This is a genomic window from Spirosoma humi (assembly GCF_054776575.1).
This window is the reverse complement of the sequence record NZ_BAAHBR010000001.1, coordinates 56,604-83,086: the sequence shown is the minus strand read 5'-3', so window position 1 is coordinate 83,086 and position 26,483 is coordinate 56,604. Positions and strand designations below refer to the sequence as shown.

Sequence of the window (26,483 nt, the reverse complement as noted above, 5' to 3'; positions counted from 1 at the left end):
TCCAATAAACTAACTGATCTTTAACATAATTGAATTCTCTGCTTATGTACCTTTACATCAGCTAACTAAAAGCGGGCAGTAACCTATTCACCCATGAAAGTTTTCTCCATTCTGACGTATTCACTGGCAACCGGCAGTTTGGTCATTGCCTTAAATAGTTGTGCGCCAACGCTCACAACCACCTACCGACTTGAGCCGGTTTCGGGTGATGTCGCTATAGTCGAGGGAAGGCCGGTCACGAAAGCGGAACAGAATGGCGTGGGCGTTGTCGCATCGTTCGAACGGGAAGATCTGGAATTTGTGACCCTTGACATTGAGGTTAAAAACCGTACCGACCGCTCCATAGACGTCAATCCGGCCGATTTTCACTTCACAGCGCTCGGTGCAGCTCAGGATACGCTGCCAGAACCAGCTAACGCAAGTCTTGCCCTCTCGCGGGCTGCCGCTGATCCTGCTTACGAAGCAGGCCGTGTAGGGCTAAAGCGCAAACAGGAAGAGAAACGGCTGAAAAAAGCCAAGGTTCTGAACACAATTCTGATGGTTGCGGTCATTGCCAGTGATGTATCGTCCTCATCCAACAGTCGCTCCTACCGCGAATATGCTACGAATCGAGTCGCGCACGGTGTTGCCTACCAGGGTCTGGCTGCTAAACGAATTATCGACTACAGCACCTTCGCCAACCGGATGCAACGCTATGACTATGAAGAATACCGCTGGCGCGAACTGGCCCTGAAGGCAAATACACTAGCCCCCGGCGAGTCGGTACGAGGATTTGTGTATCTACCGAAAGTAGCCAATGCCCGTTACCTGGCAGTCAATTATACCCTACCTGAGCAGGCAAACGTCTCCATTCTGTTCAAACAGGAATTGGTGCAACAGCGAAAAAGCCGCACCCGCCATTGATTGGTTTACCCACCTGAACGCTCAAAAAAGAGATAACTGGCAAAGCGATGCGACCGTTCCGATCGATCACCAGTCATCGTCGTCATCGTCAAATGCCTGCTGGGCACGCTCCAGTTCCTGAAGCGTTTTTTGATTCTGCTGCGCTTTAGCCAGCAAAATTCCTTTCTCGTATAACTCCGCTGCCCGCTCCCGCTCATCCAGTTCGGCATAAAGAGCCGCTGCATGGTAATACGTTGGTAAATAAGCCGGGTGTTCGGCCAGCAACTGATCAAAATAAAGACGAGCCTGCGCTGGCTGACTACTCATGTATTCCATGGCCAACGCGTAGACGTTGAATGGATCATTTGGTTCTTCCTGTACAAATCGAATTAATTGTTGGATGCGTTCGTTATTCATACGTGCGAGAAAATTAGTATGCATGCATACTTTTATTTAAGAGTATTTGTACTTTTGAGTCGTAAAAGTAAGGATTCGTACGCAGCGAGTCGTATCTAATGAGCTAAGGGTACCGGGTACCGTTCATTGTCTGCGGATCCGTATAACAACCATAAAACCCCAACAAGCATGAAAATTTTAGTGTGTGTGACGAGTGTGCCGGACACCACCACCAAAATTGCCTTTACGGACAATAACACCAAGCTCAATAAAGCGGGAGTAACGTTCATTACGGGTCCGTACGACGACTATGCGCTGGCAAGAGCCGTTGAGCTGAAAGAAAAAACGGGGGCTACCATTACCGTATTAAACGTGGGAGAAGCTGATTCCGAGCCCGTTATTCGCAAATGCCTGGCCATCGGCGCCGATGACGCTATTCGTGTCAATACCGAGCCGACCGACGCTTATTTTGTAGCCGAACAGATTGCTGCCATTGCCAAAGAAAATAGTTATGACCTCATTCTTATGGGTCGCGAATCCATCGATTATAATGGCGGTCAGGTGCATGGTATCGTTGGTGAAATGCTGGGAATTCCCTCTATTTCGCCCGTCATGTTACTCGACCTGGACGGTGATACGGCCAAAATTACCCGTGAGATCGAGGGTGGCAAAGAGAGCCTTGAGGCAAAATTACCGCTCGTCTTGGGCTGTCAGGAACCCATTGCCGAATGGAAAATCCCAAACATGCGTGGTATCATGACCGCCCGGACCAAACCGCTCAAGGTAGTCGAACCAACGGGAACCGACAAACTAACCACTGTTGCCAGCTATGAATTACCGGCTCCGCGGGGCGCTGTTAAAATGATTCCTGCTGATGCGGCCGAAACACTCATTCAGCTCCTTCACACAGAAGCCAAAGTCATATAATTGTACTTGGTTTTTGGTATACGGCTTCTATTACAAGCTTGAAAACTGAAAACCACAAACCGAAAATTCTTTTATGTCTGTCCTCATATTTGCTGAATTAGACGAAGGTAAAATCAAGAAATCCTCGCAGGAGGCTATTTTTTACGGTGCCAAAGTGGCCGAGATGACGGGAACTTCAGCTACAGCCATTATTCTTGGCCCGGCTGATGACGCCGAACTGGCTTCGGCTGGTCGGTTCGGAGCCACAAAAGTGCTTCATGCCGCTGATGCTAAGCTAACCGAACCTAATGGCATGGCTTACGCTACCGTTGTGGCGGCAGCCGCCCAGCAGGAAGGTAGTAAGGTTATTGTCCTTGCCAAATCATCACTGGCCGATGCCATGACAGCCCGGCTAGCGGGTAAATTGAAAGCTGGACTGGCGGCAAACGTGATCGAACTACCCAACTTAGCCAACGGTTTTCAAGTCAAGAGCAGCATTTACACGGGCAAAGCATTTGCTTATAACGATTTGAAAGCTGACGTAAAAATCCTGGCGATTAAGAAAAACACCATCACGCCGGAAGAGAAAGACGCTGCAGCGTCTGTAGTAGCTTTCGCACCTGCCCTGAACGACGCTGATTTTGCTATTTCTGTGAAAAATACCGAGAAATCGTCGGGCGACATTCTTTTACCCGAAGCTGACCTTGTCGTATCAGCGGGTAGAGGTTTGAAAGGACCCGAAAACTGGGGGATTGTTGAAGATCTGGCCAAAGCACTTCATGCCGCTACTGCCTGCTCGAAACCGGTTTCAGACCTCGACTGGCGGCCTCACTCCGAACACGTAGGGCAAACGGGGATCAAAATTAGCCCCAATTTATATATCGCCTGTGGCATTTCCGGGGCTATCCAGCACTTGGCTGGCGTAAACTCATCGAAGGTCATCGTTGTTATTAACAAGGATGCTGACGCCCCATTCTTCAAGTCGGCGGATTATGGTATCGTTGGTGATGTTTTCGACATACTTCCGCGTCTGACAAAAGCAGTGCAGGCATTGTAATGGTTGTAGGTAACGGGTAGCAAGTCGTAAGCGACTAAATATTTTTTACTTACAGCTTACTGACCAATAGGTGTCCCCGTTATTACTTACGACTTTTTATTAATTTCGCACCGTGGATAAGATTAAGCTGGAAATATTAGGACTGTCGCCCAGCCAATCGCAATCAGGTTCGTTTGCATTGGTATTAGGCGAGGAATATGGCAACCGACGATTGCCAATTATCATTGGTATGTTTGAAGCGCAGGCCATTGCTATAGAAATCGAAAAGATTGTGCCCAACAGGCCCATGACACACGATTTGTTCAAGCAATTTGCCGAACAATTCAAATTTACCGTTCGTGAAATTATGATCTCCGATCTGCGAGAAGGCATCTTTTTTGCTAAGATTGTCTGTTTCGATGGCGTTCGTGAGTCAGTTATTGATGCTCGGCCGTCCGATGCCATAGCCATCGGTATCAGGTTCGATGTACCCATATATACAAATGAGTCCATCTTGTCGGAGGCTGGCATTACGGCTACAGGCAATGATGAAGAGGAAGAGCAGGAAGAACTTGTTCGCTCGTCTAATAAGCCCTCAACGAAGTCTTTTGGTGATCAATTAAAGAATGCATCTTCGGAAGAGCTACAACGTATGCTCGAAGAAGCTCTCGGCAACGAAGAATATGAGCGAGCAGCCAAAATTCGCGATGAAATGAGCAAGCGCAACTAGATGCATTTTTTACTATAACCGGAAAAGCCATCTTGTCAAGGATGGCTTTTTCGGTTATTTCTTCTGTTTCTTCCGAACCACCAGCTCCCGGTAGCCAAACGTGGGGTCCGGCTCTCGGGCATAAATCAGTTCAGGCATAACACCAATAACCAATTCGGCCGTGGTGTAAATGATACAGCCATCCAACAAGTGTCCCCCAAGAGTTCGACCCGTTGAATCAGAGACGGATAAATGGAGATGACTCCCATTGACCGATAAAAGGCCAACGAGCGAAACAATTTCAAAATGACCTTTCCATACGCTGGGAGCTTCCTGATTGGCCAGACGCAATGTTACATCGGTTAAGCTACCTACACAGGTAAGCACCGCGCCAGCGCTTATTCGTTCCTGCAGAACGATCGTCTCCAGGGCTTTTTTTAAATCCTGCCCCGGCTTTAGCCGAATCGAATACGTTTGCATAGTCGATGCAACGGCGGGCAAGTGACCACTAGAAGGTTGCGATTGCGCGTTAAGCATGGTTGCGAAACATTGACACGTTAACAGTAATAAATATAATCGCATTCGGCGCATTGTATTGATCAGGCTGGGTTTTACACACGTATAAATCATAATTATATACATAAAAAAACCGGGAGCGTTGGCCCCCGGTTTTTCTATTTGTGTGCTACTTCCTTATTCAACACCGAAGAGTACATCTGACCGGCGACCGCTGTTACCAGCCCGGCGTGATTTCTTCTTGGCAGGTGCTGGAGGAGCCAGTAACTTAGCTTTCTGCTCATCTGTCAGTGGCTTCAGGTCAGTGATCGAGTAGCTGTTGTCGCTAATCGTTGTGTTGAAGCTACCCACTGCTTGCTCAGGCTGACCGTTGCATGGCAGTTTCGTTACAGTGAAGACAGCGCGGAAGTACTGAACTTGTGGACGTACCCGGCGACCTTTGTAGCGAATCGCATTGCCGCTTTCGATTTTAGCTTTCTCAGCTTGCAGTTGCTGTGCCAAACCACCTGGCAGTTCGCGGATATTCAGGATAACCGTATTCGTATCGAACTCAACAGTGCTGTTCGCCAGTTGACGGTTCAGACCACGGTAGCGAAGACGTGTGACGGTATCACCAACCGATGTGACAGTTCCGTTACAGTAACATACGTTGGCCACTTCGCGAGTGTATGGAGTACGGTAGTAAACCTCCAGGCGCTCAAGTTTGTGGCGGTATTCACACTCAACGACTTTGCTACGTGGACGAATGCTAGCGAAGCTTGTTGTAGCAACTTCGCTCATACAGGTACCACATTTAGCAACCTGCTTGTTGTGAACTGTTACGTAGTAGAAACCTGGGTTTACCTGGCCATTCGAGAAATAAGCAGTTGGGAAAGCAAGCGTCGTATCGGTCGTGTTTTCCAACTGAGCAATTACTTGATCCGTTGATCCAGCAACTACTGAATCTGCGCGGTAATACAGACGAGCCGTAAACGTTTCGTTTCTTGGGTTCGGAGTCGTGCTACGCCAGCTAATAACAGGAGCCGTTGCGGCTGTATTGACAGGAGCCGATTGCTGTGCGTTTGTGCTATCAACAAAAGCCAGCGATGCACCTTTCAGAGAAGCGCCGTTGAAACGTACATTCAACTCAGGAATCTGTTCGCAGGTTGGGCAAGTAACAGGTGCTTTAGGAATAAGCTTTTTCTGAACAAACCCTTTCCGAACAGCTAAACCTACGTTAAAACCACCATGCTTACGCTTGAACTCATACAGTTGATCGTCGATGCCGTTGATGATCAAGTAGTTTAACTGAGTAATAAAGCCTTGTCCCTGAACACCAATGTTCCAGTTATTACGCAGTGGGAAGAAAACTGCCACCGAGCCTAAAGCACCCAAGTGATATAAGCTGGGGCTAGGGTTAACCGAGCGAACTAAGCCACCTCCGCCAACAAAGGAAGGAACCGAAGGCAAGGATAGAGTCGATGGCGTGTAAGCAGCAATCGTAGCGGCTTCGGTACGGAACAAACCGCCACGAGCGCCTAATTCGATGAACGTTGTAGCGTCGGGATTACGACGGCTACGAGCCAACGTGAACGTTAATACAGGTCCAACCGTCAGGAACATATCTTCCGAAGCCCGTTGACGAATAGTTACCTGATCTCTGCTGAACCCGCGAGCCGCGGCTAAACCGTAAAGATAGTCTGTGTAAATGCTGCGTGTAATGTAATTCTGGTAACCGAAAGAAGCTCCTAAACCAAAACGAAGCCGACGGGTAGCAGGTGTCAAGAAGTAGTCGACGTTGCCTGTGATATTGAAGCCTGCGCCATTATAAAGCGTATTGTCCCGCTTATTGGGGCCAAAGGTATTCTCCCATGTTCCGCAATAGGCGAAATTAGGACCGGCATACAAGCCGACCCGCCATGGCGACAGACGTCGTACTAAAATAAACGTCTGGAAGGTTGTGTCGCAATCATCCAGCTCGGCAACATCACTGGCTTGCGCTTTGAAATCACCTCTACGCAGCGTATCGGTGTAAACACCTTTACCCAAACGATAGATGTTCTCTCGTGAATAACTGCCGCTCGGTGCGGTTGTCGTAGCGGGTTGAACCCGGACTGAGTCAGCCTGTTGAGCAAGGCTGACAGAAGGTATTGCAAAACCTAGCAACACGAGTCCAGCCAGCATCCTCATAGGGTGTTGTTGGATAAATGTTCGCATATTTATTGAGTTAATTTGACGCAATGTTTGTTACTAAACTGTTATTCTCCCAAATGTGACTACGGAAATTTAGGGAACGGCCTGCCTTTTTTTCATCATAGGTTACTTGGAGAACCCACAATACTCTATATGACTACCTTTTCTGAAAAATGTTTTGAGGTTGTTCATAACTTTATGTTCATCCACAAAAATTTACCTTAATCCCTCAATTTATGGCCAAATAAATTTGACCGGTCACACAGGTCATTTGATGAAAAAGATCATCAAGCGGCCCCACAATCCGCTATTTTTATGCAATGTTAAGACTGAATTGCAAAACTCAATTCATCTATCTGTTTTTTTTTCTTCATCCTCATAAAAGAAACTAGTTTATCAAACTTATAGGGTACTCAATGCTATAGTTTGATAGACAGGAAATTAATTAGAGGCTGTTATTCACAATGTCATCCAATAAATGATATTGTGTTCAAAACTGACTTTTTTATTAGTGGTCAATAATAGTAAGAATAAGGTGATAAAAAAATAATTCAATGCCCTTCCGGTAAACAAACACTAAATACCCGGCATTTTATTACTTCTTCCTTAATTCGTTCTATTTTCACGAACTATTACCTTATACGTAGTCTAATTTCTAAAGCAATGCCGGTCTGAGATGCAGAGAGATTATGATACACAGGATTTACTATTCCTGATCGTAAGCAGGCTGTACCTTATTACATCGTTAACACAATGCAGTCAGTTGTAGAACTAGCTACGCTTAGACGAGCAGGAATTTAAATCGTAACGAACCAGAGGTGAGTTTCTACTGTCGTTGGTCATTCATCATCCTAATTTAATGGAAGTCTGAATTAGGTTTGTCGCACATTTAGCAATGATCTTGCCCGTTGACGATACGATTCGACCTTCGCAATGAACAATGTTTTTCCCTTCCCGAATCACTTCAGCCGTTGCCCTAACTTGTTCACCCAGGCGAGCCGCATGTAAAAAATCAACGGTCAAATTAACAGAAGTAAAAGCATATTCCCGACCGAGCGAATAGACCATTGCGCCAATCAAATCATCTAAAATAGCTGCGCCTGCACCACCGTGCAGAACCCCAGCCGGATTCGTCATCTCTTCACGAATGGTGAAATCAGCCACTAGTCGCCCATAATCCACATCCCTGATCGTACCATTGAGCCAGCGGCCAAATGGGGATATACTTTCGCTCATATTCTGCCCTATTCGAGTGCGAAAGAACTCGAGCCGATGATTTATGTTCTTATCCATAGAAACAAAAATAGTATTTAACTAAGCTGAAAGTCTATAACATGCTATTATTTATGTACTTTCTTGGGAGTTTTTCAAGACTTGTACTACTTTTGGGCGTTTTAACACGCCTACGTAATTTCTCCTCATGAATTATACGCTTACGCAGATACCCGATCGAACCGTAAAACCTCGTGAAAGCGGGCTGACTATGGTTATGGATAAAGGGTTAAGCCTCCGGGAAGTCGAGGATTTCCTATCCGTCTCTGCTGACCACACAGACATTGTTAAGTTAGGTTGGGCAACTTCATTCGTTACTCCACGTCTGAACGAAAAATTAGCTATCTACCGCGAAGCAGGTATCCCGGTATATTTCGGCGGAACCCTGTTTGAAGCCTTTGTTGTGCGAAATCAGTTCGACGATTACCGCCGGTTGTTAGATAAATTCGGCATGGACCACGCTGAGGTATCTGATGGATCAATTGAAATGACCCAGGACGATAAGTGTGAATATATCCGGCAACTGGCTACCCAGGTTATCGTTCTTTCAGAAGTAGGGTCCAAAGATGAGGCTAAAATTATTCCGCCTTACAAATGGATTCAGTTGATGAAGGCCGAGTTAGAAGCAGGTGCCTGGAAAGTAATCGGTGAAGCCCGCGAAGGAGGTACGGTTGGCTTGTTCCGATCGAGCGGAGAAGTCAGGCAGGGACTGGTTGAAGAAATTTTAACGCAGGTGCCTTTCGAGAAAATTTTGTGGGAAGCCCCTCAGAAAGAACAACAGGTTTGGTTCGTCAAACTCCTTGGTGCGAACGTAAATCTGGGCAACATTGCCCCTCATGAAGTTATTCCTCTGGAAACCATTCGGTTAGGTCTCCGAGGTGATACATTTTTACATTTTTTAGACAAGTAGGGAACGCATATGGATCTTATCAAATCGCTACTTGACTTTTTGCTTCACCTTGATCGCTACCTTGATCTGTGGGCAAACGAGTACGGTATACTGCTGTATGCCATTCTCTTTCTGATCGTGTTTACCGAAACGGGATTAATTGTGATGCCGCTGCTGCCAGGTGACTCCCTGTTGTTCGCTGCCGGTGCCCTGGCCGCCCGCCCTACCAATGAATTGAGCGTGTGGGCAATTATTCCTCTGCTTATTGTGGCTGCCTTACTGGGGGACAACCTTAATTATTTTGTCGGCAAATTTTTAGGAACGAAAATCAAGTCCCGCGAGCGTATCCTGTTTTTTAAGCGGGAATACATCGCTGAAACAGAAAAGTTCTACGAAAAGTATGGTGGACGAACCGTAATCATTGCTCGGTTTATTCCAATCGTGCGCACCATTGCCCCCTTTGTGGCAGGAGCCGGAAGCATGAGCTATGGAACTTATATTAAGTTCTGTATTCTTGGTGCTATATTATGGGTAACGAGCATTTCGCTACTGGGATACTTTTTTGGAAACTTCCCGATCGTTCAGAAAAACTTCGAACTCGTCGTATTTGGCATCGTCGGTTTATCGATCGTTCCTATCATTTTAGAGTTTTTCAAAAAACGGACCCGTTAAAACTTTCTGCATTTTGTTAGACGCTACCTATGCCATTGCTTTCAGCAGTGGCATAGTGTTTTTAAACCAAGTATTATGACACGCTACGGCCTTATCGGCTTTCCGCTTACACATTCGTTCTCTAAACGGTATTTTACGGAGAAATTTAAACGGGAAGGCATTGCCGACAGTCGATACGATCTGTTCGATATGCATGACCTTACAGCGTTGCCCGACTTGCTTGCGTTGCCTGGTTTGCGAGGGATCAATGTTACTATTCCGCACAAGCAGGCTGTTCTTCCTTATTTGGATCGGCTGGATGCATCAGCGGAGAAAATTGGCGCTGTTAATGTAATTAAAGTAGAAGCTGATGGTTCCCGAACCGGTTATAACTCCGACTATTACGGTTTTCGACAATCGCTGGTCGATTGGCTGACGTTGCTTGGTCGTTCAACTGACGGGCTGCGGGCGCTGGTACTGGGTACAGGTGGGGCGTCAAAAGCAGTTACGGTAGCCTTGGCGGATCTGGGAATTTCGTACACCTATGTGTCACGAACGAAAAGTGACAATACCCTTACCTACGACGAGCTAGCTGATATTCTGGGCGATTACTCGTTAATTATCAACGGCTCTCCCATTGGGACCTATCCTGCTATTGATGAAGCACCGGCTCTCCCCTATCATCAGTTGACGGATCGTCATCTGCTATACGATTTGGTTTACAATCCTACTGAAACGAAATTCATGAAACTTGGCCGGGAGTCTGGTGCCGCCGTTCATAATGGATTGCGTATGCTGGAACTACAGGCCGAAAAAGCCTGGGAAATTTGGCAACGGTAAATTCTGAGTTCTTCTGCTTTTGTTAATTTAAACGTATTCCTGATGCCTCTTTTAGTATTTGCCAACATCACAGCCAAAACTGGCGCTGAAGCCAATCTTAAAAATGCGTTGCGCGAATTGGTTCTGGACGTTCGAACCGAACCCGCCTGCCAACTCTACGAATTATACGAGAGCGTCGACCATCCCGAACGGTTTGTTATGCACGAGCGCTGGAATGATGAGGCCGGCCTGCTGGCTCACAATCAAATGGCCCATATGAAGGCGTTTGGCGAAAAGGCGAAAGACTGGTTAGCTGGACCGGCCGTCTTAACAAAAGTGAGTATATGAATGGGCTTCGGCCTGTTCATATTGTTAGAAACTTCTACACGTGTACTATAAACAAATATCCTTCATTCGCTCTTCATCCATCACGAATACATTAAAATCAACCTGCCCACGAATACCCTGAACCCAGCCACTTTGGTTATGTTGCCAAAGGTATAGTTTGTCTGGATCATAACTCCGAAGGTGTTTGGCTGAGTAGTCGGCTATCCAAAGTGGGTATTCACTCAAGTTGTCCTTTATATATCGTTTATAAAGGTTACCGTTCGTGTAGATGATGGGCCGCACGTGATAGTGCTCTTCAACCGTTTCGAGCCACAGCCTCAGTCCATTGATAATTGTTTCATCCGACTGCCCATTTATTACTTCGAAGTCAACAACCGGTACAAAATCGCCCTCGCTCAAGTCGACCGTCCGAATGAAGTTAGCAGCCTGTTTGAGTGGGTCGCGCGTAGGATGATAAAAATGATAGGCTCCCCGCCGTAACGCTGTTTTTTTTGCTTCACGCCAGTTTTTTTCAAAATGCTTGTCCGCTAATGTAGCCCCTTCAGTCGCCTTGATGAACACGAACTGAAGCCGAACACCGTCCGCTTCCATCTGCCTCACTCGTGCCCAGTTTATACGGTCGTTATGCCGCGATACGTCAATGCCGTGAATGCCGTAGCGCATGGGTAACCGGATGCCAAACGCCCGAACAAATTGCCAGTCGAGTTGATCGGCCTTACGTGACCGAACAACCCAAAAAGTGATCACCACGATAAAGAATGCCGCAATCCATAGACCATATCGCTGAACGATGAGCTTAAACAGAACGCGGGTTTTCATGCAGTTTTCTAATTAGTAGGTCAAAAATACAGCATAAGCGCCGAACATAACGAACATAAAAAAGCCCTCCATACATATGAAGGGCTTTCTCAATCAAGTCTTGACAGTCTTATTAATCGTGGCCTTCCAGCTTCACCAACTTGTTGTATAAGCCGAGCAACAAGAAGGGAGCGGCCCATTGGCCAACAAACAGGCTTCGATCACGCTTGTTTATTGATTGCAAATACAACGAAACTCCCATCGAACCGAGTGCCGCCCATAAAAAAAGATCGGATGGTAACTTGGCTGTTTGCTCTTCAATAGCTGATGCTACTGGTCCTTCTGTGTGCTCAGGATTGTTGTTTTGAGACTTTGCCATAACGCTAAGTGATTTGTTTTTTTCTACAGACCACTTAACTCAGCGAAGAATCATAAAGTTTAAAGACTATAGTTTTAAGCGAGTATTGTATGCATACGGTCCGCTACACTCGTAAAAAGCGCACCGGGCTAAGAGGAGCCTTGCCAGTTATGGTAGCAAGATTTCTCTTAGCCCGGCGTTGGCATCCCCACTGCGTCACAAAATGCTATTTGTTGGGCTGCGGTGTTGTGCGTAAATACGGCTTAACAAACGTTACTCCTTTCGGGAATTTAGCTTCCAATTGATCATTGGTGACGGCGGGGGTAACAATGACATCATCGCCGGGTTGCCAGTCGGCGGGAGTAGCCACCTGGTAGTCAGCGGTTAACTGGAGCGAGTCAATGACGCGAATAAGCTCGTTGAAATTGCGTCCGGTTGAGGCTGGATACGTCAGCGTCAATTTGATTTTTTTATCGGGACCAATCACAAACACCGAACGAACTGTTGTTTTTTCACTGGCATTGGGATGAATCATATCGTATAACGTAGCTACCTGACGGTCAGCATCGGCAATAATCGGGAAGTTTACTTCCGAACCCGTCACGTCCTTAATGTCGGGCGTCCAGCGATTATGTGATTCCAGATCATCCACCGATACGGCGATGACTTTTACGTTACGTTTGCCAAATTCATCTTTCAGAAGTGCCGTCCGCCCTAATTCTGTAGTGCAAACGGGTGTAAAATCGGCAGGATGCGAAAATAGCATTCCCCAGGACGTACCTAACCACTCGTGGAAGTGGATATGGCCTTGCGTTGTATCGGCCTCAAAATCGGGGGCAATATCTCCTAAGCGTAACGACATGATAATAGGAATTTATTAGTTGACAAAATCTACCTGATTAATGTAGTATTTACTAAATGGAAAACCGGCATTAAGCCGGTTTTGGTAGCAAACCTAAAAAACAATTTTCAAGTTCGCAATTCTGCGAGCAGCATTGCCAAGGAGTTAGATGAGCTTGTCTTCTACAGCCATTCTGACCAGTTCAGCCGCATTGCGAACCTGCAACCGACGCATCATATTGGCCCGGTGGTTATCGACAGTGCGGACACTTAATTGCAGTTTCTCAGCAATTTCGCGGCTACTCATGCCATCGACCAGAAATTGCAAAATCTCTTTTTCCTTATTGGATAGTTTCGATTGACGCTCGGCACGCCCATGTCGATCACCTTTCTTCAACTGCTGCATGTAGCCGCTCAGAATGATCGAAGCAACCGGCGAGCTATAGTATTTTTCACCGGCAGCGATGGTCCGGATGGCTTTGATCATCTCATCAGACGACGAATCTTTCAGAATGTAGCCATATGCGCCAGCTTCTACCGACCGTAAAATGTAATCTTCATTGTTGTGCATTGACAGCATCAGTACACGCACATTTTTATACAAGCGGCTGATGACCTGCGTCGTCTGAATACCCGACATACCAGGCAATGAAATATCCATCAGGATCAAGTCGGGCAACCGACTCGGATCGGGCTGAAGCACCTTCAGTTTATCGAGAATCTCTTCGCCATCGTTGGCTTCATCAATAATTTCCAGTCCATCGGCTTGTTCAAGTAAAAGCCTAATACCGTCACGAACGATAGAGTGATCGTCCACCAACATTATTCTAGTAGGTGTCATGGGGTGCAAAATGCGATTTATAGGGAATGCTTACCTGAATTTTAGTACCTTTTCCAAATGCAGATTGTACTTTGAATTTACCATTTAGCAATTTGGTCCGTTCCTGCATATTATGTAAACCCTGTGAAGGCGGCCGTAGTTCTGACGGATCAGTTATGTCGCCATTTATTTCTGGCTTTTGTTTGGGAACGCCACTCTCCTGTTTTTTCCGGGGTAGCTGAAAACCTTTGCCATCATCACTGACTAATAACTGTAAGGAGTTTCCTCGTTCATTCAACTCAATATGTATATGTGACGGTTTTGCGTGTTTGACCGCATTACTCACAGCTTCCTGGGTTACCCGATAGAGCATGATTTCAACGTTTCTGTTCAATCGGGGCATATCGGAAGTAAAATTTGTTTCAAACGTAACGTCGAACGAATCGCTCCGATCTTGTTCAGCCAGCATTTTTATGGCGGGTATAATGCCAAAGTCACTGAGCACACTAGGCATTAGATTATTGGAAATCGTCCGTGTTTCCTGAATCGTCTGCGTTACCAGACCCTTCAACGTTTTCAAATTTTTAGCGTACGGTGCCGAGCCAACCTGTTCTGTTGCGGCCGCTCTGGTCAGACTGGCCTCAAGCCCTTCAATTTGTAACTTGATGGCGGTAAGCATCTGACCGAGTCCATCATGCAAGTCGCGTGATAACCGTTTGCGTTCCTCTTCCTGTCCGGCGATCAGATAGGAAGTCCGTAGTTTTTGGTCGTCAATTTCTTGCTGGTATTGAAGTTTAGTGGCCTCAAACAGTTTCTGGCGCGTTTCTTTCAGTACACGATTAGCATTCAGCAGTTTTTTATTAGCCGCCGTTGTCTGGCTTTCTGCTTCAATCAGCTGGGCAAATGTCTGTTTAAGCCTGCGGGCCGCAGGACGGAAAATCAAGAATCCTATTCCGATCAGAACGGCTACCGTGAAGATGTACAAATAGAGTTCTATCGATTGTAGCCGGGTTAATTTAGCCCTGAGTTCGGTGGTATATTCCCGAACGATACCATCTATCTCTTCTAAAAATGGCTTTTCATTCGCCAGCATCAGTTTGATACTAGCCTGCACTTCAGGTGTTTTGGTTTCTTCGAACGTTTGCAGTCGCATCAGTCGATGTGCACTTTGGCGGAACGCGTCAAACTCTGGGCGAATGGCTTCGTACAATCGCTGAACCGTATCAGAATTAACAATATACACCTTTGGGTTATCAACCCTCCCCTGCCGACTTTGTAAATGATAGCGTTCAAAAACAGGAAACACCTGCCGTAAAGCCGCCACATTCTCCGAAAAATTACCCTGTTCACTGGCATCTGCCAATTGCAGAACCTGCTTCACAATTTGCTGGCTCTGGTGCCGTTGCAAAGCGGAATACCGAATGATCCAAAGCTCGTCCTGAACGGCACGCAGGCGCCATTGCGTAAGTCCCTGCCCTACCGTCAGCAAAACGGCCAGAATAATTAGCAGTGTCATATACAGCCGGGTAAACCGAACGGGAATTACCGAGCCATCTTTTGTGTTGTCGTTGAGTGTATCAGGCACGAGCAGCGTGGTTGATGATAAAGTCCGTTAGTAAAAGTAATATTTTTTGTATTTTTACCATTGTATCTTCGCGTATAAGACTTCCTTCAACATGACTCGTTTAGTAATTGCCTTATTAGTCGTATCGCTCGCAGCCCCGGCTTTTCGTCCGGCCCTGCCGCCTGTCAATCGGGTTAAGCCAGCCATAGCCCCTTCGATGGCTGCCGAACCGGTGAAGCTCTCCTGGGAAATCCTGCGGGATGTCACGTTCAAGAAAAAATGGTATGCCGAGGAGTCTGTATATATGCTCTACCCAACGTTTGGGCAAGGCATTCAAAAATTAAACGGCAAAACGGTTGACCTCACGGGCTACGTGCTTCCCGTAGATCTGGAATCGAATGTCTATGTACTATCGGCCTTCCCGTATAGCGCCTGCTTCTTTTGTGGGGGCGCAGGACCGGAATCGGTTGTGTCGCTGAAATTCAAAAAGTCCGACAAAAAATTCAAAACTGACGAACGCCGGACGTTTCGGGGTACCCTCAAGTTGAATGCTGACAATATTTATGAGTTGAATTACATATTGGCCGATGCGGAAATGATCCAGCAGTAGGTCATATAGACTATCAAAAGTAAACCCCGGTAATCAGGCGATTACCGGGGTTTACTTTTGATAGTCAACAAAAAACCACTCTGAGAGAGTGGTCGATTTGCTACGTAGTGGAGAATATCGGAGTCGAACCGATGACCTCTTCCATGCCATGGAAGCGCTCTAGCCAGCTGAGCTAATCCCCCATAAACACCAATAGTAGTGTTTTGTGGGTGCAAAGATGAGTAAAAAATAGTTTCGCCCCAAACCGAATCCTACTTTTTTTATTCGTGTAACCCAACGTACGCGCTTACTTAATCAATGTTTGTTTTGTATGATCAATTGTGTAGTTTTGGTAATACTTCCGACACTCATGCATACGGTATATATAATTTACAGCCCCTCTACCGACCAGTATTTTATTGGCCAGACCAAAGACCTGAAAATAACCTTGTGGCAGCATAATGCTAAGACTAACCCGGTTACAGCTAATGGAAAGCCCTGGGAGGTGCGGTTTACACAGGCATTTGATACGCGCAATGAAGCATTGAGTTTAGAAATGAAGCTGAAGAAGAAAGATCGTACGCATTGGGAAGAGCTTATTAACAACGCTCAACCCGCTGCGTAGACAACCTTTCCATAAAAAAAACCGCTCTTAGAGCGGTTTTTTTTATGCTTATTTTCTCCATTAAAATGGTCGCAACGCCTTTACAAATCGACCTTTAAAATAATCGGCATATAGATTATCTTCCCGAACGCCCCGTGAAGAAGACGCGTGAATAAAGCGAATATTTTGTGCACCGTTCACTTCAGTCACGATTCCTGTGTGCGAAACATACCCGGCCTGCCCTTTGTCGGGCACGAAAAAAATTAAGTCACCGGGCAAAATTTCAGCCACTTCGACTTCATGACCAACCTCTGATTGCTGCCAGGATATTCGGGGCATTTTAAGCCCTACCGTGTTGAAAACAGCATAGACCAAACCCGAACAGTCGATTCCATCCGACGTATTCCCACCAGACCGATACGGGGTTCCAGTATACGTACGGGCAATTTTTACCACTTCAGGTACGTAGCGATTTTCGTAGGTTCTGGTATCGACTATTTTGCCCGTCGGTTTTGCCGGAACGGCGGAAGAACGACTGGGCGTTTTACCAGTAGGTGATCGATGGGCAACTGGCCGGGACGATGAGGCCGGCCGACGGCTAACAGACGGACCAGAAGAACGAAGTGCATTACAGGCACTCAATAACACGAGCAGGCAGGCACTCAGCAGTACGGGACGCATGATTTCCCGAGACCAGCGTTGTTGCATACGGAATTAGGTTAGGGTAGTGTAGGCAATTTTTTAACGTTAAGGCACATTAACCTATTGCAACCTATCAAAATTTCATAGTTAATGCAATTCGTTTCCGGCCCTTATCGACCTCCATCACTTTGACTTTTACTTTTTGGTATACTTTCACCACCGTTTTGGGGTCAGAAACAAAGTGATTAGCCAGTTGAGAAACGTGGACAAGTCCATCTTGCTTAACGCCAATGTCGACAAACGCCCCAAAAGCCGTAATGTTGGTAACGACGCCAGCCAGTACCATACCTTCGTGCAAATCATCGACTGACCGAACACGGACATCGTATTCAAATACCGAAAGTTGCTCACGCGGATCACGGCCGGGCTTGGCTAATTCGGCCAGAATATCACGTAGTGTGGGAATACCGACTGCGTTGGTAACATATTTTTCGACATTGATTTGCTGCCGCAAATCGGGCCGACGGATAAGATCATCGACTCTACTCCCCGCGTCAACAGCCATCTGCTCAACAACAGCATAGCGCTCGGGGTGAACAGCACTATTATCAAGGGGATTTTTAGCGCCTTCGATACGCAGGAAACCCGCACATTGCTCGAAGGCTTTCGGTCCCAGCCGGGGCACTTTTCTGAGTTGGTCGCGGGAGGTGAAGGGGCCGTTTTCAGCGCGATAGGCAACAATGTTACCAGCCAGTTGGGGACCCAGTCCTGACACATAACGCAACAGATAAGCACTCGCCGTGTTGAGCGATACACCTACCTGGTTGACACAACTCTCCACCACCGTATCCAGGCTGGTCTTCAGATCGGTCTGATCCACATCATGTTGATATTGCCCAACGCCAATTGATTTGGGGTCAATCTTTACCAATTCGGCCAGCGGGTCCATCAATCGACGACCAATACTAACGGCTCCACGAACGGTAACGTCCCGATCCGGAAATTCCTCGCGAGCAACCTCAGAAGCAGAATAAATGGACGCCCCCTGCTCACTTACCATGAAAACGGGTTTGTCCAGATTCAGCCCCTGTATAAATTCCTCCGTTTCCCGTCCGGCAGTACCATTACCGATGGCAATAGCATCAATGGCATATTGCGATACAAGCTTTCGAACGGTTTGAACGGCCTGTTGCTTCTGGGATTCAGAATGCGACAGATACAGCACAGTTTCTGTCAATAAGCTCCCCTGAGCATCTAGACAGACTGTTTTACAACCCGTTCGATAACCGGGATCGATGGCCATAACGCGTTTCTGGCCGAGGGGCGGACTAAGCAATAGTTGGCGCAAATTGTCGGCAAAAATCCGGATGGCTTCGGCATCGGCTTTTTCTTTCGACATAGTCGAGAATTCCGTTTCAAGCGAAGGCTTGAGCAACCGCTTGTACCCATCGCGAATGGCCAGCACCATCTGTTCCTTGCAGGCAGGCGTCCCCGAGCGGTCTGCCACGAACTGCCGCTCGAGCCGTTGCGTGGCCGCTTCTTCATCAGGACCAATGGCAACAGTCAGGAACCCTTCGGTTTCGCCCCGGCGCAAGGCCAGCAACCGATGCGATGGAACTCGACGGAGCGGTTCAGCAAAATCGAAATAGTCTTTGTATTTTATTCCCTCCGTTTCTTTTCCTTTTTTAACGACAGACCGAATAATGGCTTCCCGCTCAAAGAGATTACGAATCCGCTGGCGAGCGTCAGCATCTTCACTGATTCGCTCGGCCAGAATGTCGCGGGCACCCTGCAAAGCATCAGCCAGGGTGGGTACAGCGTCGGAGAGATGCCGTTGAGCCATGCGCTCCAGGTTTACTTCGCGCTGGGCCATAATTACGTTGGCGAGGGGTTCTAGTCCACGTTCGATGGCCAGAATGGCGCGGGTCTTCCTTTTTTGCCGATATGGCAAATACAAATCTTCCAGATCGGTGAGTGAATCAGCCGCTTCGAGTTTTTGACGCAGGTCGGGGGTGAGTTTACCCTGCTCGTCGATGGATTTAAGAATACCCTCCCGGCGCTTGTCGAGGTCAACTAATTTTTGATACGTATCCTTGATTTGACCGATTTGAATTTCGTCGAGAGGATTTCCAGTTGTTGATGCCGTAGCTTCTTTTCGGTATCGGGCAATGAATGGAACCGTGGCTCCCCCGTTGAGTAAGTCAATAGTGGCTGTTACAGAGCGAAGATGTATGTTAAGCCGGGCAGCAACGCGTTGCTCAATAGATTGGGTCATGCGAAAATTTGAGTAGATCGTTTGTCGGGAGCGCACTCCGTGCTAGATCAATCAGGCCGTCTATGCGGATAGCTTATGATAGTCTGGTGAGCAAACGAGTCTGCAAAAATGAGCTTGCGAACCGATAGAGCAAAAAAAAACATGCCAATTGGCATGTTTTTTACAACGGTGTCTTGGTATATCTTACGATTAAGCCATTTCGACGTTTACGGCGTTTAAGCCTTTCTTACCGCGTTCGACATTGAATTTAACTTTGTCGTTTTCACGGATTTGGTCGATGAGACCGGAAGCGTGTACAAAAATGTCTTCGCCACCATCATCGGGTTTAATAAAACCAAACCCTTTGGTTTCATTAAAGAATTTTACAGTTCCTGTTTGCATTGCTATTTTAAATTTAGGCGAAGGACGGCACAATAAATGTATTTTCCAAATACATTCGGAAAAATTCTTCCGTAAGCATAAAATAATTTTCAAGCCAGCTAACGCACCCGTGCACAAGCCATTCACGGTGTAATATTGTTCGTAGCTATCGCCGTACTTCCGTATTTTTACCGTCAGAATCGAATACAAACAGTGGTGAAGATTGACCTAACATCGTTCATGCGGATAGCAGGTATTTTAGGGGCATTGTTAATTGGCAGTCTGAATGCAGCTTCCTCTCAGGTCGTTATCAGCAATTCCGATGAGCCTACGCTGTATACCTATTGCCAGCAGTTCCAGACTTTATACACGCAAATTCGGGAACAAAGTATAAGTCCCGACTCGGCCCGGCTCCAGTTCAGTCACATTATGCAGGGGCTGCAAACACGATTTCGCAGCATGGAAGGCTACAAGCAGGATTCCCTGCAGCGAGACAGCCTTCGCCGAACAGGTGTCTATTTCAATTTTCCAATTCGCGGGTACGGGACCAGCGCCATCGGTGGTACCCACGGTGAAGGATACCGGGGCAACGGATTTGACTTATTCGATTATAAGGTCCGCGGCAGCCATCCCGCTCAGGATATTTTTATCAGTGATCGGAATCAGGATAATATTGACGACCGAACGATCAAACCGGTCGATATTCTGGCAATGAGCCAGGGGCTGGTACTGGCTATTGAAACCGACTGGAAACCAGGGTCCGACTACCGGGGCGGCAACTGGATCTGGGTATATGATCCTCTGCTGAACGGATTATTTTATTACGCCCACAATAGCCAGGTCGATGTGTCGCCGGGACAATGGGTTAAAGCGGGACAAAAACTGGCAGAAATGGGTCGAACGGGCTTCAATGCCTATAAATCCCGATCACCAACTCATTTGCATTTGATGTACCTCCAGATTAAACCCGATGGACTCCCCCAGCCTATCAACACCTACGAGTGGCTGCTGACCGCTAAACTGTCTAAATGATGCCGGATGTATATTGTATAATACAGGCTATCTAACTACATCAGCTATCTTTCTACGATTCGCGGACGAGGTTGACGCCCGTAACGAGGAAGATCATGCCAACAATGAAGGGGGCAGCTGATTCAGCTTTTGATACGTGCATGCCTAATACCGCTCGTCCTTCTGACAGAAAAGCCACTAAAGCAAATAAAACGACGACGACACCCAGAATGGTGAGAGATGCACCGAAGAAGCGACGAAAGTTTGTATTGTTGTCCATGAGTACATTAATGTAGCGTGGTGAATGAAAAATAACTAACGGTTAGAGGCCTGCTAATCTTTAGTCGGCACTTCTTATTTTAGGAGTAAAGCCGCGCTTGCGACCTTCTTCCAGTAAAAATGGGTAAGCTGCTTCGAGCGAATTCGTAACAACGCCATCCAGAATGGCTTCGCGCATTACCGATTTTATCTCGCCAACTTCTTTGGACGGGGGTAAGCCGAACGTTTCCATGATCAGCTCACCGGTGATAACCGGCTGAAAACTACGAAGCTTATCGCGTTCTTCGAGGTCGTGTAATTTGCGCTCAACCCGGTCGAAATTACGCAGGTGTTTTTGTACACGCTCATAATTCTTGGACGTAATGTCGGCGCGGCAAAGTGCCATGAGCCCTTCGAGATCATCGCCTGCATCCACTAACAACCGGCGCAGGGCCGAGTCCGTAATTTGTTCTTTTGTTAAGGCAATGGGCCGCAGGTGCAACCGAACAAGCCTTTGCACAAAACGCATGTGTTCATTGAGCGGCAGCTTCATAGTCCGAAAAATTCCGGGTACCCAGCGGGCACCCAGGTCCTCGTGTCCATGAAATGTCCAGCCAACCTTCTGATCAAACCGCTTGGTAGCTGGTTTCGCGATATCGTGTAGCAGAGCCGCCCAGCGCAGCCAAAGCTCATTTTCGGCCTCGCCCGCATATCTGGTCGGCTCGGTCCGATTGGCAATGTTATCAAGAACCTGAAGGGTGTGGTAAAAATTGTCTTTATGGCCCTTCCCTTCAATGGTTTCAACGCCTTTCAACGCAACCAGTTCGGGGAAGATCCGGTCCAGCAACCCGGCATGATACAGCAACTTGAACCCGTACGAAGGTGTAGACGACAGAATAATCTTGTTCAGTTCGTCGGTTACGCGCTCTCGAGAAACAATAGTGATTCGCTCGTTCATCCGGACAATGGCATCGAATGTATCCGGTTCAATATCAAAGCCTAACTGCGAGGCAAAGCGAATGGCCCTCATCATCCGAAGTGGGTCGTCGGAAAACGTAATGTCGGGATTTAAGGGCGTGCGAATAATTTTCCGCTTCAGGTCTTTCAACCCTCCGAATGGATCAAGCAGCTCGCCATAACCCACCGCGGATCCTAAATTTCGGTTCAGACTGATCCCCATCGCGTTGATGGTGAAGTCCCGCCGATTCTGATCGTCTTCGAGCGTTCCATCTTCAACAATCGGTTTACGCGATTCGCTCCGATACGACTCTTTGCGAGCCCCCACAAACTCAACCTCCCAGGCCTCATCGCCGGTTAAATCCACGCCCGGCCCGTCCGCCGGTGCGGTGGCTTTAAGCATCGCAGTTCCAAAGTTCGGAAATACGGACACGTTTGTGCGAAGGGCTTTTCCAACGGCTTCAGCCAGCGCAATACCACTACCAATGCAAACTATATCAATATCTTTCGACGGACGCCCCAAAATCAAATCACGAACGAATCCGCCAATGACATAAGCCTGCACACCAAGCGCATCGGCTTGTTGTGCAACCACGTTAAAAATCGGATTTTTATGTAAGGTGTCGCTAAAATTCATCTGTACCGAACAATCACTATTTCACTTTGGCCTACCGGCCGTTGCCCTCCGCCCCTATTGGGTAGCCGCGTTAGTTGCCAACCCGGATCTGACGGTTTATTTCCTGATAAAATTAATTTCTCCGTTGACGGCCAGACGCATGATACGCGGCCGTTTAGGCATACCCGGTAGCCCGCCGAACCGCTCGACAATGATTGCCTCGGCCGCTGGTGGTAACAGCAGAGACTCCAGCGGAATAGACAGTAATCCACGGCCGAAACTACCAATCAGCCGTTCCACTTCCGCACTGAGTGATCGCCGAACGGCGATTTCTCCGGTTGCAGCCGATCGCCACAGCACAGCAGACAGATTCTTACCCTGTTCGTAAATAACCGTTAACGGAATTTCGGCAAATTCTACCAAATCGTAAGCTACATCGGGAATTTTCGCCACGTACAGGCCTAGCTGATCGGCATTTTGGATAAGTACAGTTGGTTGTAAACCAGTAGGCATAACGGCCTGCAAGGTCAACAATTTTTCAACAGCCTGATCATTAACAGGATCGGCAACAATGGACCAGCCCGTTTCGTCGGCTAACGCAATAAGTTGTCCCTGCCTGAGTTGAAAAGCGATATCGCGAATGCTTGGCGTCATAAGTAGTTAAACCGCAAAAATACAGCAAGTTTGGAGAAAGATGGTCAGCCATGCATAAGATACCCGTATCTCATCCCTGTCAGATGAACAAAATACAGTCTGGGATGTTGAGTCTGTGCTTCTTAATTTTCTATGTTAAGATGAATCATCTTTCGCCTATGGCTGCCGAACCACTACGCCCCCACTATCATCAATTCTCTCATTCGCTGCTTGCTTTAGCTATTTTGACGACCGGCATCTACCTGGGGCAGGATATTCTGGTGCCTCTGGCTATGGCGGGTTTAATTGCCGTTTTATTACGCCCGATTGAGAACAGGCTTGTCCGAATGGGCATGCATAAAGTTATTGCCATTAGTCTGGCCCTGCTGGTGGCCATCATTCTGGTAGCAGCCATAGCCGTGACGCTATCCATGCAGCTCTCCGACTTTGCCGATGACCTGCCTAAAATCCGACAGAACCTGACCGACTTTTTCAGCGATGCCAAACGCTGGGTCAGGCGTGAATACAACGTGAGCTATCGCCAACAGGAAAAATACATCCAGAAAGCACAGGCCCAAACACTCGATAGTTTGCAGAGCCCCGACACGCTTGGGTTTATTACGGGTCCGCTCGGCACGTTAACGCTGATTCCGATCTATGTTTTCCTCTTGCTCTATTACCGCACCATGTTAGTACATTTTGTTGTCGTGCTTTTTGCCGAGAAACATACCGAACGTGTGCGCGAAGTACTGGGCGAAGTGAAAGTCGTTATCCAGAGCTATATGGTCGGTTTGCTTATCGAAACCGCCTGCGTAGCCGCTCTGAACTCCGTTGGTTTACTTCTGCTGGGTGTGCAATATGCTGTTTTGCTGGGCATTATGGCGGCTATTTTAAATCTGGTTCCCTACATTGGCGGGTTGGTCGCTACGCTGTTAACGGTCATAATCACGTTTAGCAATAATCCCGAAACGTCAATTATTCTGGGCGTGGTTGGGGTATTTTTGCTCGTCCAGTTTATCGATAACAACGTTTTGGTTCCGCTGATCGTCGCGTCCAAAGTTCGGATCAACGCCCTTATTTCCATCATAGGTGTGCTTATTGGTGGTGCCTTAGCCGGTGTCTCAGGCATGTTTCTGTCGATTCCGGCCATCGCCATCTTAAAGGTGATTTTCGATCGCGTAGAGGGGCTTCAGCCGTGGGGAGTGTTGTTGGGCGATCAAACGCCCGAAGAGTCGGGCAACAGTTTGTTTCGACTGCCCCGACGCCGACGGAAAGCACAGGCAAGCGAAATAAAAGCGTAGTTTCAGCTGTATAATTTTTTGATGACCTCCTGCTGGGTTCGCATGAAGGGCGGGCGCTCGGCAGGTTGGCTCAGGAGCGTGTTGGGCGGGTACACACTAAGTTTGGCGTAACTTTCCGCATAGAGTTCCAGTCGCTGGCGGGCCAGCTGGTTCCCGATGGCGGGTCGTTGCCGGTATTCGCGCAAAGCAGCCAGGTCAATATCGGCATTGGCCACGATGCTTTCTCCATAAGCCGCTTCGGCCAGTACAATTCCTTTAGGATCGATCAGTTTAGAATGACCATCGGCCGTACCCGACGGTAGTGAATTACCAACTACGCCAGCCGAGTTTGCCGATACGACATAGACCATATTTTCAATAGCGCGGGCCTGTTTGGCTATATTTTTGGGCGTCAGTTGCGGACTGCCTATTTCGGACGTTGCGTGTACTAACACCTCGGCTCCGCGCATCGCCAGGCAGCGAGCTACTTCAGGGTACAGAATATCTTCCGAAGCAATACAGGCCAGATTTCCAATGTTTGTCTTCGCCACCGGAAACAACGAATCGTAGCCGTAAGCATCGAGGTACAACTCCCAGACATCATGCGGAGTAGGCGTATAGATTGCATTCAACCGGCGATACCTCAATAGCATATCGCCACTGGGCCCGATAATAAAACTGGTTTGAAAATAAAGCTCAGGGAAAAAAGGGTCCTGTTCGTAGGCGTTTCCAGAGAAATAAACTTGTTGTCGCTGCACCATAGCACTCAGTGCGTCGTAGATACGGCCATCGATTTCGAGGGCAGCTTTCTCGCGCCACTGGTCTACGGTTTCGTCCATTGGTGGACCCGTCAGGAAAAATTCGGGCACGACAACGAGTAAGGTGTCGCGGCCAATCAGGCCGACCGATGCGGCAATCTGGCGTTCAATACGCTCAATGGATTGAAGCATAACGGCTTCGGCTTCATCGCGGGTTTGGTAGGTGTTTACGGTCTGGCAAGTTAGCTGGAGGGCAAGTGCTTTGTAGGACATAGATCAGGTAGTGGCGATAGTAGTTGCGTTAGGATCGCTAAATAAAGTGTTTCCACGGTAAAAACCGCAACCGCCCCCCTTTGGCATCAATCCGGAACAAATCCAGAGCCTGGGTGATTATCTATCTGTCAGATTTTACCACAGAAACTACCAATCGTTAAACTTATATACATGACCGTTGACGTACTGGCCATTGCGGCCCATCCCGATGATATTGAAATGACCTGTGCCGGCACCATTCTTTCGTTGGTGGCACAGGGTAAAACTGTAGCTGGCGTCGACCTGACCCGAGGAGAACTGGGAACGCGCGGAACACCCGAAATCCGTCTGCAGGAAGCCGCAGAAGGTGCCCGAATAATGAACCTGGTTGCTAGAGAAAATATGGGCTTTCGGGATGCTTTTTTCCGAAATGATGAAGAACACCAACTGGCACTCATTCCGATTATCCGCCAGTTTCGGCCCGAAATTGTTTTAACAAATACCCCTGATGACCGCCATCCCGACCACGGCCGTGCGGCCGAGCTTGTGGCAGACGCCTGCTTCTACGCTGGCTTACGACAGATCAAAACTGTGGGAAAAGATGGTCAGCCACAGGAGGCCCACCGGCCGAAGTTTGTTTATAACTTCATTCAGGACCGCTCTCTGAAACCCGATTTTGTGGTTGATATAACGCCGTACTGGGCGGGTAAAATAGCTGCCATCAAAGCGTACAAAAGTCAGTTTTTCAATCCCGAAAGTCTGGAGCCCCAAAGTTATATTTCGGGCGAACCGTTCATGAAATTTCTGGAGTCGCGCACCCGCGAACACGGGCATATGATTGGGGCAGAATTTGGCGAGGGATTTATCAGTCGCCGGATGCTGGGCGTTCAGGATTTGTTCGCGCTGGTCTAGTTCTTTTATAGTTCACTAATCCAGAAGCTCAGCGAATACGCGAATGGCAAACGTGTATTCGCCGGGCTTTTGGATTAACCCGGAAAAGGTTTTTATACACACTGATGACTACTGAGTATGATGACTGGCAATCGGGTATAGTGAGTTCGTATATTTTTCAGAAGTTGCCATCCCAAGGTTAGGATCGGGTAAATAAAGATCCAGCAACACCAATTGAGGACAGTCATCCTGCTTGTCGAACGTTATTTTCAGGTGAGTAAATGCCTCGTTTACACTGGATGCAAAAATATTCTCCAAGTCTTATTGGCAACTATCTATGTGTGTTCTATAATTTTTAAGGCTAGCTTTAGTAAATACACT

General features: G+C 47.6%; 29 protein-coding genes and 1 tRNA gene. 13 read left to right on the top strand and 17 right to left on the bottom strand.

Going from position 1 to position 26,483, the window contains the following annotated elements; genetic code table 11:
• The first annotated feature begins 93 nt into the window (after positions 1-93).
• On the top strand, positions 94-903 hold the full coding sequence (locus ACYU8Y_RS00340; RefSeq protein ID WP_460933023.1) for a hypothetical protein: 810 nt from the start codon (positions 94-96) through the stop codon (positions 901-903).
• Positions 904-969: 66 nt separating this feature from the next.
• On the opposite strand, the gene ACYU8Y_RS00335 is transcribed toward ACYU8Y_RS00340, so the two are convergent.
• Positions 970-1,299, bottom strand: a complete 330-nt coding sequence (locus ACYU8Y_RS00335) for a tetratricopeptide repeat protein (protein ID WP_460933021.1) — start codon at positions 1,297-1,299, stop codon at positions 970-972.
• 168 nt (positions 1,300-1,467) lie between these two features.
• Here ACYU8Y_RS00335 and ACYU8Y_RS00330 point away from each other — a divergent pair, with 168 nt between their 5' ends.
• From ACYU8Y_RS00330 to ACYU8Y_RS00320, 3 genes are all read left to right on the top strand, one after another.
• Positions 1,468-2,205, top strand: coding sequence for an electron transfer flavoprotein subunit beta/FixA family protein (locus ACYU8Y_RS00330; RefSeq protein ID WP_460933019.1), 738 nt, complete (start codon positions 1,468-1,470; stop codon positions 2,203-2,205).
• 73 nt (positions 2,206-2,278) lie between these two features.
• Positions 2,279-3,241 (top strand): electron transfer flavoprotein subunit alpha/FixB family protein, encoded by a 963-nt coding sequence (locus tag ACYU8Y_RS00325; RefSeq protein WP_460933017.1) that lies wholly within the window; start codon positions 2,279-2,281, stop codon positions 3,239-3,241.
• Positions 3,242-3,353: 112 nt separating this feature from the next.
• Positions 3,354-3,950 carry a bifunctional nuclease family protein gene (locus ACYU8Y_RS00320; protein ID WP_460933015.1) on the top strand — a complete coding sequence of 199 codons (597 nt, stop codon included), beginning with the start codon at positions 3,354-3,356 and terminating at the stop codon, positions 3,948-3,950.
• 54 nt (positions 3,951-4,004) lie between these two features.
• Here ACYU8Y_RS00320 and ACYU8Y_RS00315 read toward each other — a convergent pair whose 3' ends face one another.
• The 3 genes from ACYU8Y_RS00315 to ACYU8Y_RS00305 all read right to left on the bottom strand — a co-directional run bounded on the left by ACYU8Y_RS00315 (position 4,005) and on the right by ACYU8Y_RS00305 (position 7,910).
• On the bottom strand, positions 4,005-4,466 hold the full coding sequence (locus ACYU8Y_RS00315; RefSeq protein ID WP_460933013.1) for a PPC domain-containing DNA-binding protein: 462 nt from the start codon (positions 4,464-4,466) through the stop codon (positions 4,005-4,007).
• A 156-nt stretch (positions 4,467-4,622) separates the two neighbouring features.
• Positions 4,623-6,608, bottom strand: coding sequence for a hypothetical protein (locus ACYU8Y_RS00310; RefSeq protein ID WP_460933604.1), 1,986 nt, complete (start codon positions 6,606-6,608; stop codon positions 4,623-4,625).
• An 855-nt stretch (positions 6,609-7,463) separates the two neighbouring features.
• Positions 7,464-7,910: a PaaI family thioesterase gene (locus tag ACYU8Y_RS00305; protein ID WP_460933011.1), complete on the bottom strand. Its 447-nt coding sequence runs from the start codon at positions 7,908-7,910 to the stop codon at positions 7,464-7,466.
• 127 nt (positions 7,911-8,037) lie between these two features.
• Here ACYU8Y_RS00305 and ACYU8Y_RS00300 point away from each other — a divergent pair, with 127 nt between their 5' ends.
• From ACYU8Y_RS00300 to ACYU8Y_RS00285, 4 genes are all read left to right on the top strand, one after another.
• The gene (locus ACYU8Y_RS00300) at positions 8,038-8,799 is read left to right on the top strand and encodes a phosphosulfolactate synthase (protein ID WP_460933009.1); all 762 of its coding nucleotides are present in this window, start codon (positions 8,038-8,040) and stop codon (positions 8,797-8,799) included.
• 9 nt (positions 8,800-8,808) lie between these two features.
• Positions 8,809-9,450 carry a DedA family protein gene (locus ACYU8Y_RS00295; RefSeq protein WP_460933007.1) on the top strand — a complete coding sequence of 214 codons (642 nt, stop codon included), beginning with the start codon at positions 8,809-8,811 and terminating at the stop codon, positions 9,448-9,450.
• A 75-nt stretch (positions 9,451-9,525) separates the two neighbouring features.
• Complete coding sequence (locus ACYU8Y_RS00290; protein WP_460933005.1) at positions 9,526-10,269, top strand: shikimate dehydrogenase family protein; 744 nt, start codon at positions 9,526-9,528, stop codon at positions 10,267-10,269.
• A gap of 42 nt (positions 10,270-10,311) precedes the next feature.
• Positions 10,312-10,596 (top strand): putative quinol monooxygenase, encoded by a 285-nt coding sequence (locus tag ACYU8Y_RS00285; protein WP_460933003.1) that lies wholly within the window; start codon positions 10,312-10,314, stop codon positions 10,594-10,596.
• Positions 10,597-10,641: 45 nt separating this feature from the next.
• Here ACYU8Y_RS00285 and ACYU8Y_RS00280 read toward each other — a convergent pair whose 3' ends face one another.
• The 5 genes from ACYU8Y_RS00280 to ACYU8Y_RS00260 all read right to left on the bottom strand — a co-directional run bounded on the left by ACYU8Y_RS00280 (position 10,642) and on the right by ACYU8Y_RS00260 (position 14,997).
• Complete coding sequence (locus tag ACYU8Y_RS00280) at positions 10,642-11,415, bottom strand: glycoside hydrolase family 25 protein (RefSeq protein ID WP_460933001.1); 774 nt, start codon at positions 11,413-11,415, stop codon at positions 10,642-10,644.
• A 112-nt stretch (positions 11,416-11,527) separates the two neighbouring features.
• Positions 11,528-11,773 carry a hypothetical protein gene (locus tag ACYU8Y_RS00275; protein WP_460932999.1) on the bottom strand — a complete coding sequence of 82 codons (246 nt, stop codon included), beginning with the start codon at positions 11,771-11,773 and terminating at the stop codon, positions 11,528-11,530.
• Positions 11,774-11,978: 205 nt separating this feature from the next.
• Entirely contained in the window at positions 11,979-12,614 is a 636-nt protein-coding gene (locus ACYU8Y_RS00270; RefSeq protein ID WP_460932997.1) for a peroxiredoxin, read from the bottom strand.
• A gap of 144 nt (positions 12,615-12,758) precedes the next feature.
• Positions 12,759-13,415 carry a response regulator transcription factor gene (locus ACYU8Y_RS00265; protein ID WP_460933602.1) on the bottom strand — a complete coding sequence of 219 codons (657 nt, stop codon included), beginning with the start codon at positions 13,413-13,415 and terminating at the stop codon, positions 12,759-12,761.
• Positions 13,416-13,419: 4 nt separating this feature from the next.
• Positions 13,420-14,997 (bottom strand): sensor histidine kinase, encoded by a 1,578-nt coding sequence (locus ACYU8Y_RS00260; protein ID WP_460932995.1) that lies wholly within the window; start codon positions 14,995-14,997, stop codon positions 13,420-13,422.
• A 91-nt stretch (positions 14,998-15,088) separates the two neighbouring features.
• On the opposite strand from ACYU8Y_RS00260, the gene ACYU8Y_RS00255 reads away from it, so the two are divergent.
• Positions 15,089-15,586, top strand: a complete 498-nt coding sequence (locus ACYU8Y_RS00255) for a DUF3299 domain-containing protein (protein ID WP_460932993.1) — start codon at positions 15,089-15,091, stop codon at positions 15,584-15,586.
• A gap of 108 nt (positions 15,587-15,694) precedes the next feature.
• Here ACYU8Y_RS00255 and ACYU8Y_RS00250 read toward each other — a convergent pair.
• Positions 15,695-15,768 (bottom strand) — tRNA-Ala (locus tag ACYU8Y_RS00250).
• A gap of 167 nt (positions 15,769-15,935) precedes the next feature.
• On the opposite strand from ACYU8Y_RS00250, the gene ACYU8Y_RS00245 reads away from it, so the two are divergent.
• Positions 15,936-16,190, top strand: coding sequence for a GIY-YIG nuclease family protein (locus ACYU8Y_RS00245; protein ID WP_460932991.1), 255 nt, complete (start codon positions 15,936-15,938; stop codon positions 16,188-16,190).
• Positions 16,191-16,250: 60 nt separating this feature from the next.
• Here the strand turns inward: ACYU8Y_RS00245 and ACYU8Y_RS00240 are convergent, their stop codons facing one another.
• The 3 genes from ACYU8Y_RS00240 to ACYU8Y_RS00230 form a co-directional block, all read right to left on the bottom strand.
• Complete coding sequence (locus ACYU8Y_RS00240) at positions 16,251-16,877, bottom strand: C40 family peptidase (RefSeq protein ID WP_460932989.1); 627 nt, start codon at positions 16,875-16,877, stop codon at positions 16,251-16,253.
• A 67-nt stretch (positions 16,878-16,944) separates the two neighbouring features.
• Entirely contained in the window at positions 16,945-19,086 is a 2,142-nt protein-coding gene (locus ACYU8Y_RS00235; RefSeq protein ID WP_460932987.1) for a Tex family protein, read from the bottom strand.
• A gap of 189 nt (positions 19,087-19,275) precedes the next feature.
• Entirely contained in the window at positions 19,276-19,467 is a 192-nt protein-coding gene (locus tag ACYU8Y_RS00230) for a cold-shock protein (RefSeq protein WP_012925283.1), read from the bottom strand.
• A gap of 219 nt (positions 19,468-19,686) precedes the next feature.
• Between ACYU8Y_RS00230 and ACYU8Y_RS00225 the strand changes: the two genes are divergently transcribed.
• Positions 19,687-20,478, top strand: a complete 792-nt coding sequence (locus tag ACYU8Y_RS00225) for a M23 family metallopeptidase (RefSeq protein ID WP_460933599.1) — start codon at positions 19,687-19,689, stop codon at positions 20,476-20,478.
• 52 nt (positions 20,479-20,530) lie between these two features.
• On the opposite strand, the gene ACYU8Y_RS00220 is transcribed toward ACYU8Y_RS00225, so the two are convergent.
• From ACYU8Y_RS00220 to ACYU8Y_RS00210, 3 genes are all read right to left on the bottom strand, one after another.
• Complete coding sequence (locus ACYU8Y_RS00220) at positions 20,531-20,737, bottom strand: hypothetical protein (RefSeq protein ID WP_460932985.1); 207 nt, start codon at positions 20,735-20,737, stop codon at positions 20,531-20,533.
• A 60-nt stretch (positions 20,738-20,797) separates the two neighbouring features.
• Positions 20,798-22,309 carry a CCA tRNA nucleotidyltransferase gene (locus ACYU8Y_RS00215; protein ID WP_460932983.1) on the bottom strand — a complete coding sequence of 504 codons (1,512 nt, stop codon included), beginning with the start codon at positions 22,307-22,309 and terminating at the stop codon, positions 20,798-20,800.
• A 96-nt stretch (positions 22,310-22,405) separates the two neighbouring features.
• A complete protein-coding gene (locus ACYU8Y_RS00210) occupies positions 22,406-22,942 on the bottom strand; it encodes an L-threonylcarbamoyladenylate synthase (protein ID WP_460932981.1) in 537 nt (178 codons plus the stop codon).
• 158 nt (positions 22,943-23,100) lie between these two features.
• Here ACYU8Y_RS00210 and ACYU8Y_RS00205 point away from each other — a divergent pair, with 158 nt between their 5' ends.
• The gene (locus ACYU8Y_RS00205) at positions 23,101-24,222 is read left to right on the top strand and encodes an AI-2E family transporter (RefSeq protein ID WP_460932979.1); all 1,122 of its coding nucleotides are present in this window, start codon (positions 23,101-23,103) and stop codon (positions 24,220-24,222) included.
• Positions 24,223-24,224: 2 nt separating this feature from the next.
• On the opposite strand, the gene ACYU8Y_RS00200 is transcribed toward ACYU8Y_RS00205, so the two are convergent.
• Positions 24,225-25,232, bottom strand: a complete 1,008-nt coding sequence (locus ACYU8Y_RS00200) for a nitrilase-related carbon-nitrogen hydrolase (RefSeq protein ID WP_460932977.1) — start codon at positions 25,230-25,232, stop codon at positions 24,225-24,227.
• Positions 25,233-25,403: 171 nt separating this feature from the next.
• Here ACYU8Y_RS00200 and bshB1 point away from each other — a divergent pair, with 171 nt between their 5' ends.
• Positions 25,404-26,123, top strand: coding sequence for a bacillithiol biosynthesis deacetylase BshB1 (bshB1, locus tag ACYU8Y_RS00195; RefSeq protein ID WP_460932975.1), 720 nt, complete (start codon positions 25,404-25,406; stop codon positions 26,121-26,123).
• Positions 26,124-26,483 lie beyond the last annotated feature (360 nt).